A 12267-nucleotide genomic window follows, 5' to 3' on the forward strand; every position below is an offset into this window, starting at 1 on the left:
GTGGGCTCCGTTGCGGGGTTCAGGAGGTGAAGGTGGCGAGCCGGTCGCGGGACAGGTCGACCAGCCAGGCGGCCTGCCTGGCGAGTCCCTCGTGCAGGCCGACGGTGGGCCAGTAGCCGAGCAGCCGGCCGGCGCGGGTCAGGTCGGCTGCGGTCGCCGGCACATCGCCCGGCTGGGCGTTCACGACCTTGATCGGTACCTGCCGGCCGGTGACCTTCGACGCCTCGTCGATGACGCCGCGCATGGACACGCTCGCGCCACCGCCGACGTTGACGACTGTCGCCCGGACGTCGAGATGAGCCGCGGCGATGGTCGCGGTGACGACGTCGCTGATGTAGGTGAACTCACGGTGTTGACTGCCGTCGCCGAAGAGGGTCATCGGAAAGCCGGTGTAGGCGGAGAACAGGATCCGACCGATCACCATGTCGGGTCGCTGTCGAGGCCCGTACACGGTGAAGTAGCGGAGTGCGACGACGCTGAGTTGGCTGTCGGGGCGGCGGGCGTAGGCCAGGCAGAGGTGCTCGGCGGCGAGCTTGCTCACGCCGTACGGGGAAATCGGACAGGTCGGGTCGTCTTCCCGACTCGGCCGGTTCGTCGGGCCGTAGACGCTGGACGACGATGCGAAGACCAGCCGTCCTACGCCCTGCCGGACGCACGCGTCGAGGAGTCGATGGGTGCCGAGGACATTGGTCTGGGCGTAGTCGAGGAAATCGCTGCCCCAGGATTGACGGACGCCGGGCCGGGCGGCGAGGTGGAAGACGGTTTCACAGCCCTTCACCACGTCGTCGAGGTGATCGGTGGCCAGGTCCAGGTGGCATGGCGTGAACGACGGGTCGGAGACTGCGGCGGCGAGGTTCTCGTCCGCGAGGGCGTGCTCGCCGAGCCGGCGACGGTCCAGGCCGATCACCGTCACGCCTCGGGCCAGTAGCGCGTCGACGAGATGCGAGCCGATGAAGCCGGCCGCCCCGGTCACCAGGACTCGGAACATGGATCGTCACGCCTCCTTACGTGTGCTGCGTTCGAAGATCAGCCGCCAGGCGTGAGTGAGCAGGGGAGGATCGACCGCCGGAACGCATGCCCGACCGATCGCGGTCCGGCGGCTTCTGCACTCCTGTCCGCCAGCGCCGTTGGCAGCCGTCATGGCGCCGTTGCGGGAGAGGTAGACGGTTCATCGCCGTGCCGCCTGCATGCCGGCTCGGTGGTAGGGGGTGTGCCGGCGGTGCGTGCCGGAGGCGATCCGCTCGCGGCCGATGTGGCGGACCCGCCGGGGGGACAGCGGGTCCGCCACCGCAAGGCTGCGGGTGGGAGCAACCCGCCGGTCACCCGCCCGCGCAGCCCTCATGGCAGTACGCAGGCGAGGAGACAGCCTCACGACATTGGAGCCACGAATCACCGCCGCAACCAGGCGCGGGCCCGAGATCGTCTTGTCGAGTCTGATCAACGTGTCCACGATCTGCCCCCTGAGCTGTAGGCGATTCGGGCTGGCCGCGTAGCCGCCGTCGGGCGGCACCGTTCGAGGCTCGGCAATAGCGAACCGTCTTGGGCGGTCGGCCGGTACCGTCCACTGCCCGTCCAATCGCAACCAGGTAGTGACGACCCGTAGCCAGACTGGCTAGCGTGATCTACGTCGATTGGCGATGCCCGGAGGTGTTCGATGGCGGAGCGGCGCTATCCCCCGAACCGGCGGCTCGCGTGGGAGAGACTCCAGCGCGGGTGGTCGTACGAGGAGATCACCGAACGAATCCGTAGTGAGATGACCCGCGCCGGCGAGACCGACACCGGGCTGAACGCCAACACCGTCCGACGCTGGGAGATCGGCGAACGGTGGCCGGACCCGCGCTACCGCAAACACCTCGTCGCGATCCTCGGCAAGCCAGCGAGCGACCTCGGCCTGCTCACCCCCGACGAGCTGGCCGTACGCCCGGAGGCGGAAACACTGCACGAGTTCAGGAGGTTGTGGGACATGCTCACCGGGAACGACAACGGCAACGGCTGGGACCGCGCGTCCGTACTACGCGCCCTCGTCGGCGCCGGCATGCTGCCCCTGGTCGCGCCACTGCTGTCCCTCGACCCCGACGCCGCGCAGGCCGACGGCAAGATCGTCGACCCGGACGCGTACCGGCAGATCGTGCGCTACCAGCGGGAGCTGTACTGGACCAGCCCGACCCGGCCGCTCTACGAGGCCGCCTATGCCCACACCCAGCTCGGCATCGGGCTCCTGCGCGCAGCCACCGGCACCAGCCGCGCCAGCCTCGCCAGCGCCCTCGCGGAATCCGCGCTGCTCACCGCCCGGCTCGCCTTCTTCGATCTCAGCCAGCCCGCCATCGCCGAGCGCTGCTACGACGTCGCCCTCGCCGCCACCCGCGACGCCGGCGACCACGCCCTGGCTGCGGCTGTTCTCGGCCACACCGCCTTCATTCCCGCATTCGGCCACGACCCAGCCGGCGCCCGCCCGCTGATCGACGCAGCCATCCAACACACCTGGCACGGAGTCAGCCCCATGGTCCGTTCCTGGCTGCACTGCGTCGCCTCGGAGGTGGAGGCGCGGGCCGGAGCGGCAGCTGCAAGCCGCCGTCACATTGACCTGGCGGCAGGGGCGATCGACGGCGACTCCACCCCGCCCGAATGGCTCGACTTCTACGACAACGGCCGCCTGCACTCCTTCGCCGGGTACTCCGCTCTCGCCAGCGGCGACCATCGAGAAGCCGCCGGCCAACTCGACCAGGCGCTCGCCGGGCTCACCGGCACCAGCGCGAAGCAGCGCAGCGTCGTCCTCGCCGACCTCGCCACCGCACACGGTAGTGACGGCGACCAGGCCGCCGACTACCTCAACCAGGCCGTCGACGCCCTGCACACCGACTGGTACGGCACCGGCCTCGACCGGGTCCGCGCCGTCCGGCCCCTACTCGGCGACAGCCGACACGGTGCCCAGCTCGACGAACGCATCGCCGCTCTCGCCGCCGGCCGAGCGGCTCTTCCTGGTTAGCCGGCCGACTCGTTGTGCTTGCGGACGAGGTCGGGCAGCTCGGCCAGCGAGTCGAGCTGGAACAGGCAGCGGTCGCTGACCGCCCTGTCGTCGAGGATGTACCCCCACGGGCCGCGACGGACCAGGGCGGTCGCGATCCCCGCCTCCTGCGCCGGCCGGATGTCGTTGTCCAACCGGTCGCCGACGTAGAGCACCTGACCCGCCGGGCAGCCCGCCTCGGCCACCACCCGTTCGAAGAACGCCGCGGACGGCTTCTCCACACCCCAGCCGTCCGACGTGCCGATCACGTCGACCGGCAGGTCCAGGGCACGCAGGATCGTCTCCGCTCGTGCGGTCTGGTTGCCGGCCAGGCCGACCCGCAGCCCCGACTCGCGCAGCGTGGCGAGGCACGGTCGGGCATCCGGGTACAGGTCCTCCTCGGTGAACGACTCCGGCTGTCCCGCCGCCGTGCGGCGCTCCCGCTCCACGGCCAGGTCGAACCCTGGCCGGAACACCTGAAACGTCTCCCGGTAGTCGAGGCCCCGAGCGATCACCGCCCCGAAGACGGCTGAGAAGGTGTGGCGCGGTACACCGAGCCAGTCCGCCCAGGTCCCGTACTCCCGGGACTCATCGACAATCGTCTCGCCCACATCGAAGAACACGCTCGCGATCACATCTCGATTGTGCCCCTGGATACGCAGGGTGATCTATGGGGGTCTGCGTGCCCGGAGGTTGCCGGTTGCAGCCGGGGCGGCCGGGCGTCCCGCGACGACGGAAGGACAAGCGGACGGAGCATCGCGGAAAGTTGGCACATCTGGGTTCTCCGGAATCTGGGCACCGCCGTCGGACCACGGCGTACTCGCCCGGACGGATCGATGCGCCCCTGCACGATCATTGTTGCCGGTGATGCTCGTGAGCTGGATCGCAGCAGCTGAATGGTCTTGACAAGGAAGCTCGGCCGAGGGGTACTGGATGGACGTTCCCCGTGCGGCGGTCTTGATCGCCGGGCTACAGAGGTCGATGGGTGGGCGCTCCGTAGGAGCGCTTGCTTTTCGTGCTGAATCCGTGTGAGCGGGTCGGCGACGGGTGTCGAGCGAGCTACAGGAGGGCTGAGATGAAGGATCTTCTCCCGGCGGGTTGAGCCGAAGCCCTACCCGGCCGCCGCGGTGTCGCGCGGCTGTAGGAGTCTCCTGTCACGGACTGTGACAAACTCAGGCGCCGGTGCGACCGCCAATCGTCCTGTCCAATGCTGGACAACTAACTTTGCTTTGGCTCTGCCGTGCGGTAGTGCAGGGTGGCGGTGAGGAGCCGGTCGGCGAGGGTGAGCACGGGCCGGTGGGCAGTACCCGGACCCGAGGATCTGCGCGATACGTGCGCTGGCTTGTGCGGCGACGTCGAGACTGTACGAAGACGACCGGTGCCCGCTTTGTATGATCGACCTGCGGAAGAGCCCGGCCGCCCGCGGACTCGCCGAAGATGGTCACGTTACCGGGTCGCCGTCGCGGCGGCCCTGATCGGGAACGTCGCCTGGTCACCTCGCAGGTGCAGCTTCAGTCATCAAACTTCCGAGACCTGATGTCCTTGACGACCTGGCCCGATTTCATGACGAGCTTCACCCGGTCCGGATCCGAGAGCACGGCCGGATTGACAAGGGGATCGCCGTCGACGGCGATCAGGTCAGCCAGCTTGCCGGACTCGACGGAGCCGAGGTCGACGTCGATACCCATGATCTGCGCGTTGCCGAGGGTCGCGGCGCGCATCGCCGCCTTGAAGCCGATGACGCGCGACTTCAATTCGACCTCCAGCGCCCGGCCGGCCTGTTCGGCACCCAGCAGGTCCGACCCGGATCCGATGCGCACTCCCGCCGCCAGGGCGAGACGCAGCGCATTTGCCATCGCCTCGCCGACGCCGGCGAGCTTGTCGAGCACCTCGGCGCTCAGCCCCCAGGCATCGCTGCGCTCGCGCATCACCGCGACCACCATGAACGTGGGTACCAGCGCCGCGTCGTGACTCGCCATGAGCTGCGCGGACGGCTCGTCGAGATGGGTGCCGTGCTCGAAGCATCTGACTCCGGCCGCAAGGCCCCGCCGGATGGCCTCGACGTTGTGGGCGTGTGAGGTCACGTAGGTGCCGCGCGCCTCGGCCTCCCCGACCGCCGCCCGCAGTTCGTCAACGGTGAAGTGGACGTCTGCGGGGCCGTCGGCGAAGGAGACCACGCCACCGCTGCCATACACCTTGAGCTGCGTCGCGCCCCGTCGCAGGGCGGTCCGCGCCGCGAGCCGGACCCCGTCGGCGCCGTCGCACACCAGTGCTCGCTGGAACAGGCCCGGTATGCACAGCGCGGCATCGGTCATCCGGTACGGCGTGTGGCCGCTGCCGTGGCCGCCGGTCTGGGCGAGCGCCGGCCCGGAGGGGAAGATTCGGGGTCCTCGCACGAGGCCCGCGTCGACCGCCTGGACGATGCCTCCGTCGAGACCGGCCAGGTCGCGGGCGGTGGTGACGCCCGCGTCGAGGCACAGCCCGCAGTTGCGGAAGATCCCGGCCGCGATGCTGGCCGCCGACAGCAGGCCGTCGTCGCGCATGGCCGCGACTGGTAGCGCCTGCCCGAGGTGCGTGTGGGCGTCGATCAGCCCGGGCAGCACGAAGTAGTCGGACAGGTCCAGGTCAGGGTCGTCGCCCGGACCCGGGTGCGCGGGCCTGGGCGAGATCTCCCCGAATCGTTCGCCCTGTACGGCGATGATGACGTTGCGCTCGGGCTCGCCACGGGTGGCGTCGAACAGTGTCCCGGCGCGGATGGTGTATCCCACTGGATTCTCGTTCTGGTTCAGTCTGTCCGGGAGGGGAACTCGAACCGGCCGCGGTCATTGTGCTCGTACGGCTGCGACTCGGTGTTCGGCGACTTTTCCAGAAGCTCGATGATGTAGTGCACGACCGGCGCGTCGCCGATGTTCCGGAGCCGGTGCGCGGGCAGCGGGGCCGTGGTGCCGACGGTGCGGAAGAGCACGAAGCCGGGCACGGGCTCGGTGATGATGCCCCAGTCGGCGTCGCCCGCCTCCTGCCCCTGCAGGGTGCCGTCCTGCGGATACAGGATGATGTGGTCGTGATGGTGCTGGTGGAATTCGCACTGCTCACCGGGTTGCAGCGTCATCTCCCAGACGCGGACCCGCGCGTTCTCGTGCAGGATCACCCCTCCGACGGCGGGTGAATAGGTCTGCTCGCTCATTTCTGTTCTCCTTCGGTCTGGTTGGCGTCGGGTGTCAGTCGAATACCACGGTGCGGTTGCCGTTGAGCAGCACCCGGCGCTGGCAATGCCAGGTGACGGCGCGCGCCAGGGCGACGCGTTCGGCATCGCGTCCCGCGGCGACGAGGCCGTCGGGTGAGAGACGGTGGTCCACTCGGACCACCTCTTGTTCGATGATCGGGCCCTCGTCCAGTTCCGGGGTGACGTAGTGCGCGGTGGCGCCGACGAGCTTGACGCCCCGGTCGTAGGCCTGATGGTAGGGGCGTGCACCCGCGAAGCCGGGCAGGAACGAGTGGTGAATGTTGATCGCTCGTCCGTCGAGGCGCTTGCAGAGGTCGTTGGAGAGGATCTGCATGTAGCGCGCCAGGACGACGAGCTCGATCTGGTGGGCCTCGACGAGCCTGAGCAGCTCGGCTTCGGCGGCCGGCTTGGTCGCCGTCGTTACCGGAAGGTGCACGAATCGTAGGCCCGCGTCCTCGGCCAGCGCGCGAAGGTCGGCGTGGTTCGACACCACCAGGACCGGTTCGGCGGGCAGCGAGGCGCTGCGCCACCGATAGAGCAGATCGGTGAGGCAGTGGTCGAACCTGGATACCATGATCAACACGCGGGGCCGCCGCGACGCGTCGTACAGCTGCCAGTCCATCTGAAACGCATCGCCGGTCGGGGTGAAGGCGGGGCGGAGCCCTTCCACCGTGATCCCGGCCGGCGGTCCGGTGAAGCCGGTACGCAGGAACACCTGGCCACGGGCGGTGTCGTCGAACTGCTGGTGCTCGCTGATGTCGCAACCGTGCTCGACGACAAACGACGTGATCGCGTGCAGGATCCCCGGCCGCTCGGGGCACCGCACCGTCAGCACGAACTGGGAGTCCGCGGGCGCACCATTCACGAGCGGGTGTCCCGGTACTCGGCGCAGGCGTCCAACAACCACGCCGCTATGTAGGCCGCGTAGGAGGACTGGACCAGCAGCCGGAATTCGGTCGCCGTGTCGTCCCGGACGAGCAGCACGACGCGGGCGAGGGCGAGCAGCGTCTGCGCACACGTCCCCGCCGGGCTGACGCTCGGGTGCAGGTCGATCGAACACCCGCGGGCGAGCACCTCGGACGCCAGCGGCCCCGAGAGGTCCAGGGTGGTCCGCTGGGCCGAGACGTCGACGATCGCGCCGGCATCCGGGCCGACGGCGGCGCGCAGCGACCGCGCGAGCTCCGGCCGGCCGGCGGGCGGGGCGAGGACGAGCCACTCGCGTGGACTCATCCAGAGCACGGCGATGTCCGGGGTGGCCCGGTAAGTGCACGGCGTCGTCGGAAGCGCCGTTCCGAGCACCCCGGCGACGGCCTCGGCGGCCGGGCCGTCGCCGAACAGGTGCAACGACAGCTGCGTCAGCGGCCGCACTTCGCGCAGGGCGATGCCGGCGGGCATCCGGGCGAAGGCCGAGGTCCACTCCTCGAGCGGGCTGCGGGCGATGATGAGATCAGCCGTCACGGCGGGTGTTCTCCTTGTCGTACAAGACCCGGTCGGTGACCGTGACCGGGATGACGGTGTCCTGCACCGGCGCGTAGAGCGTCTCGCCGATCCGTTCGGATCCGCCGCGGACCAGCGCCAGCGCGAACGAGCGGTTCAGCGCGGCACTGTGGTAGCTGGAGGTGACGTGGCCGAGCATCGGTACCGGCGGGTCGGGCACGACGCTCGTCGCGATGAGCTGAGCGCCCTCGGGCAGCAGCACCCGGGGGTCGGCCGGGAGCAGGCCGACGAGGCCCTTGCGGTCGGGGCGCCGGTTGTCCGGGCGGGCGAACGACCGCCGGCCGATGAAGTCGGGTTTCTGGTCCGACACGGCCCAGGCCAGGCCGAGGTCGTGGGGTGTGGTGGTCGCGTCGCTGTCCTGGCCGATGATCGGGAAGCCCTTCTCGGCGCGGAGTACGAGCGTCGCCTCCAGGCCGTAGGGGGTGATCCCGAACGGCTCCCCCGCGGCGAGCAGCGCCTCCCACACGGACTGCGCGTGCCAGGAGGCAACGCTGACCTCGTAGGCGAGTTCGCCGGAGAAGCTGATCCGGCTCAGCCGGGCCGGCACTCCCACGACCTCGGCGTCGCGCCAGGTCATGTGGGGGAACGCCCCGTTGGACAGGGCGAGCCCAGGTGCGACCGCGGCGAGCACGTCCCGGGAGCGCGGGCCGGCCAGGGGGAAGGTTGCCCACTGCTCGGTCACCGCCGTCAGGCTGACGCGCAGGTGCGGCCACTCGGTCTGCGACCACTCCTGCATCCAGTCGAGGACGTGTGCGGCACCGCCGGTGGTGGTGGTGAGCAGATACTCATACTCGGCGATCCGTGCGACGGTGCCATCGTCGATGATGACTCCGTCGAGACCGCACATCACGCCGTAGCGGATGCAGCCCACCTTCAAGCTGCTCATGAGGTTGGTGTACATCAGGTCGAGCAGGGCCGCCGCGTCGGGCCCGTGAACGGCGATCTTGCCCAGCGTTGAGCCGTCGGTCAGCCCGACGCGCTCGCGCACGGCCAGGCACTCGCGCGCGGTCGCGGCCGTCATGTCCTCGCCCGGCCGCGGGTAGTAGCGGGGCCGCCTCCACTGCCCCGCGTCCTGGAGCACCGCGCCGCGGGCGGTGTGCCACGCCTGCAGCGGCCCGGCCCGGACCGGGTCGAACAGCTGTCCCCGGTCTCGCCCGGCGAGCGCGGCGAACGCCACCGGCATGTACGGCGGGCGGAACGTGGTCACGCCGAGCTCCGCCACATCGACGCCGAGGAACCCGGCCAGCACACCGGTGCTGAGCATGCCTGAGGTCTTTCCCTGATCATGTGCGGTGCCGATCGTGGTGTAGCGCTTGACATGCTCGACCGAGCGCATACCCGTCCCGGCGGCGCGCAGCACATCGGCCACGGTCGCGTCGCGCTGCAGGTCGACGAAGGCGGTCGCACCCCACGCCTCGTCATCGGGATCGGGTACCGACCACAGCACCTGAGCCGCAGCTTCCGGCCCGGGTGCCGGTGCGGTCGGCAATGTCGCCTCCCTGCCGCTGCGCCCGAGCGTGCTGAGCGCCGCCCACGCGGCCGCGGCCCCGTCGCGCAGGCAGCCGTCGAGCGTGAACACGCCGTTGGCCGCGCCAGCGGCCCGGACGGTGGGCCGGGGGTCCGACGGAACGAGTGCACCGATCGCCGGGGCGTAGCGCAGCGCGCCGCCGGCGTGGCTGAACAGGTGCACCGCCGGGTTCCAGCCGCCGGACACCAGCAGCAGGTCGCAGGCGATGCCGTCGCGCCGGCCGCTCGGCTTCCCGTCCGCCCAGCCGACCACGTGCGCGGCGGTGATGCGGGACCGGCCGGTGGTGCCGATCACCACCTGCCCGGGCCGGGTCTCGATGCCGCGCCGCTGGCACTGCGCGACCCAGGCGGCCGGGGCGGCGGCGCGAGGATCGATCACCGCGGCGACCTGCGCCCCGGCGTCGGCCAGGTCGATCGCGGCGGCATAGGCGCTGTCGTTGGTCGTGAACACCGCCAACCGCCGCCCGGCCAGTACGCCGTACCGGTTGAGGTAGCCGCGGGCGGCGGAGGCGAGCATGATTCCTGGTCGATCGTTGTCGGCGAAGGCGATCGGCCGTTCGTGCGCCCCGGTGGCTACGATGACCTGCCGGGCCCGGATCCGCCAGACGCGCTGCCGCGACATCCGTGCCGGGGCGCAGGCACCCAGATGGTCCGTGCGTTTCTCCAGCGCCAGCACGAGCCCGTCGTAGTAGCCGAGCGCGGTCGTGCGCGGCAGCACGCGGACCAGCGGATGCGCTGCCAGCTCCGCGACCACCCGGTCGGCCCAGTGCGCCGCGGGAGCGTCGTCGAGCGTTTCGGCACCGCCGAGCAGGGCTCCGCCGGCCGCTGGTTGATCGTCGACCAGCATCACCCGTACGCCCGCGCGTGCCCCGGTCAGCGCGGCGAGGAGCCCGGCCGGCCCGGCGCCGACGACCAGCAGCTCGCAATGCGCGTGGGTCGCGTCGTAGCGGGCCGGGTCGGCGTCCGGCGACAGCCGGCCCCGTCCCCGCAGGCCGCGCGCGATCAGCCCGTCGTACAGCTCGATGGTGGTCGCCGTGAGCATTGGCTCGCCAAACGGCTGCTCGATCTGGACGAGGGCGTTGGGCTCCTCGGCACCGGCGCCGAAGATGCCGCGCGGCCGGCCGTACCTGATGCTGGTCCCCACCAGGTGCACTCCGTTGGCCAGCAGGGCCGAGGCCAGCGTGTCGCCGCGGCGGCCGGTGTAGTCCTGACCGTCATAGCGGAATCGCAGCGTCTCGCCGGAAACGACCCGGCCGCGGCCCGGTACCCGCGGCGCCGCCGTCATCGAGCCGCATCCGTCGCGCGTGGGCCGCCGGGGGCCGCGCCGGTCAGGGGCGGTGCCGCCTCGGCCGGCCGGTACACCGCGAGGATCTCGTACGTCACCGTGTCGCGCACGACGTTGAACCACTGACGGCATCCCGCCACGTGCAGCCACCGCTCGGCATGCGGCCCGCTCGGGTTGTCCCGGAAGTACAAGACATGCGCCCACTGCGCGTCCGTCAGCCGCGACGGGTCGGGCGGGTACGCAAGATGGGCCTGACCTCCGTAGCGGAATTCCACCTCGTCGCGGGGCCCGCACCACGGACACTCGATCAGCAGCATCACACCACTCCACAGAACTGATTGCGCCGGTCGGATGGTCAGTGCGCGACGCCCGCGACACCGGCCGCGCCGTGCTCGGCGATGAGCGCACCGGTGGTGAAACGCTCCAGCGTGAACGGCTCGACATACGGGTGGGGCGCGTTGTGAACAATGGTGTCGGCGAGACACCAGCCGATACCGGGCGTGGCCTTGAAACCGCCGGTCCCCCAGCCGCAGTTCAGATACAGCCCATCGACGTCGGTCAGACCCACGATCGGCGACGCGTCCGGTGACACGTCGACGATGCCCGCCCAGGTGCGCAACAGATGCGCCCGGGCGAACACGGGGAACAGTTCCACCGCGGCGGCCATCTGCCGCTCGATGATGTGGAACGCTCCCCGGCGGCCGTACCCGGTGTAGGCATCGATGCCGGCTCCCATGACGAGTTCGCCCTTGTGTGCCTGCGACACGTACACGTGCACGGAACCCGACATCACCACCGTCGGATGTACCGGTTCGAGCAGTTCCGACACGAGCGCCTGCAGCGGATGGCTCTGTAGCGGCAACCGGATGCCGGCCAGGCCGGCTACCACCGAGGTGTGCCCGGCCGTCGCCAACGCCACCTTCTCCGCCGATATCGCACCCCGGGTCGTCTGTACCCGCATCACCCGACCCCGATGGACGTCGATGCCGGTGACTTCACAGTTCTGTACGAGATCCACTCCCAGGCAGTCCGCCATCCGAGCGAAGCCCCACGCCACATGATCATGCTTGGCGATGCCGGCCCGCGGCTGGAACGTCGCACCGTGAACCGGATAGCGAATGTCCTGAGACAGATTGACGATCGGACAGACCTCCGCGATCTCGTCCGGCTCCAGCCACTGCGCGTCGATGCCGTTGAGCCGGTTCGCGTAGACCCTCCGCTTGCTCTCCTGGACGTCCTGCACGTTGTGCGCAAGTCCGAGCAGCCCGCGCTGGCTGAACAGCAACGGATACTCGAGCTCCTGCTCGAGCGTCTCCCACAGCTGCAGCGAATGCTCGTAGATGCGGGCACTCTCGTCCCATAGGTAGTTCGACCGGATCACCGCGGTGTTGCGGGCCATGTTGCCGCCTGCCAGCCACCCCTTCTCGAGCACGGCGACATTGCGGATGCCGTGCTGCTTCGCCAGGTAGTAGGCGGTCGCCAGGCCGTGCCCGCCACCGCCGACGATCACGATGTCGTACGACGGCTTCGGGTCCGGATTGCGCCACAGCAATGACGCATGCTCAGGCAACTCGCTCACGAGCGCGCTCGAGCGCCCCACGCTCCGGCCTCGGTCTCCGGACATCGCCACCGCCTCGCACTCATGGGTCGGCCATCAGGCTCACCAGGCCAACGTAGCCAGGCGGGTCTGCCGCAGATAGCTGAGAAACGTCAAAAAGAGAGGTAGCTGTT

General features: G+C 70.1%; 10 protein-coding genes and 1 pseudogene. 1 reads left to right on the forward strand and 10 read right to left on the reverse strand.

Annotated elements, in window-relative coordinates:
* Window positions 1-19: 19 nt before the first annotated feature.
* Window positions 20-988, reverse strand: a complete 969-nt coding sequence (locus ACN27G_RS02220; protein WP_421491105.1) for an NAD-dependent epimerase/dehydratase family protein — start codon at window positions 986-988, stop codon at window positions 20-22.
* Window positions 989-994: 6 nt separating this feature from the next.
* Window positions 995-1156 (reverse strand): annotated as a pseudogene (amcA, locus tag ACN27G_RS02225) (multiple cyclophane-containing RiPP AmcA); the annotation flags it as partial.
* A gap of 498 nt (window positions 1157-1654) precedes the next feature.
* Here amcA and ACN27G_RS02230 point away from each other — a divergent pair.
* The gene (locus ACN27G_RS02230) at window positions 1655-2986 is read left to right on the forward strand and encodes an XRE family transcriptional regulator (protein WP_421491106.1); all 1332 of its coding nucleotides are present in this window, start codon (window positions 1655-1657) and stop codon (window positions 2984-2986) included.
* Here the strand turns inward: ACN27G_RS02230 and ACN27G_RS02235 are convergent.
* From ACN27G_RS02235 to ACN27G_RS02270, 8 genes are all read right to left on the reverse strand, one after another.
* Window positions 2983-3639 carry an HAD family hydrolase gene (locus ACN27G_RS02235; RefSeq protein ID WP_421491107.1) on the reverse strand — a complete coding sequence of 219 codons (657 nt, stop codon included), beginning with the start codon at window positions 3637-3639 and terminating at the stop codon, window positions 2983-2985. The genes ACN27G_RS02230 and ACN27G_RS02235 overlap by 4 nt on opposite strands.
* A gap of 876 nt (window positions 3640-4515) precedes the next feature.
* Window positions 4516-5772, reverse strand: coding sequence for an amidohydrolase family protein (locus ACN27G_RS02240; protein WP_421491108.1), 1257 nt, complete (start codon window positions 5770-5772; stop codon window positions 4516-4518).
* Window positions 5773-5789: 17 nt separating this feature from the next.
* Window positions 5790-6188 carry a hypothetical protein gene (locus ACN27G_RS02245; RefSeq protein WP_421491109.1) on the reverse strand — a complete coding sequence of 133 codons (399 nt, stop codon included), beginning with the start codon at window positions 6186-6188 and terminating at the stop codon, window positions 5790-5792.
* A gap of 34 nt (window positions 6189-6222) precedes the next feature.
* Complete coding sequence (gene purU / locus ACN27G_RS02250) at window positions 6223-7092, reverse strand: formyltetrahydrofolate deformylase (protein ID WP_421491110.1); 870 nt, start codon at window positions 7090-7092, stop codon at window positions 6223-6225.
* The gene (locus tag ACN27G_RS02255; protein WP_421491111.1) at window positions 7089-7685 is read right to left on the reverse strand and encodes a sarcosine oxidase subunit gamma; all 597 of its coding nucleotides are present in this window, start codon (window positions 7683-7685) and stop codon (window positions 7089-7091) included. The genes purU and ACN27G_RS02255 overlap by 4 nt, the downstream gene beginning before the upstream one ends.
* Window positions 7675-10536: a 2Fe-2S iron-sulfur cluster-binding protein gene (locus ACN27G_RS02260; RefSeq protein WP_421491112.1), complete on the reverse strand. Its 2862-nt coding sequence runs from the start codon at window positions 10534-10536 to the stop codon at window positions 7675-7677. The genes ACN27G_RS02255 and ACN27G_RS02260 overlap by 11 nt, the downstream gene beginning before the upstream one ends.
* On the reverse strand, window positions 10533-10853 hold the full coding sequence (locus ACN27G_RS02265) for a sarcosine oxidase subunit delta (RefSeq protein WP_421491113.1): 321 nt from the start codon (window positions 10851-10853) through the stop codon (window positions 10533-10535). Before ACN27G_RS02265 ends, ACN27G_RS02260 begins: the two co-directional genes overlap by 4 nt.
* A 38-nt stretch (window positions 10854-10891) precedes the next feature.
* Entirely contained in the window at window positions 10892-12115 is a 1224-nt protein-coding gene (locus tag ACN27G_RS02270; protein WP_421491114.1) for a sarcosine oxidase subunit beta family protein, read from the reverse strand.
* Between the last annotated feature and the right edge of the window lie 152 nt (window positions 12116-12267).

Source organism: Plantactinospora sp. WMMB334, assembly GCF_049179095.1.
GTDB lineage: Bacteria > Actinomycetota > Actinomycetes > Mycobacteriales > Micromonosporaceae > Plantactinospora.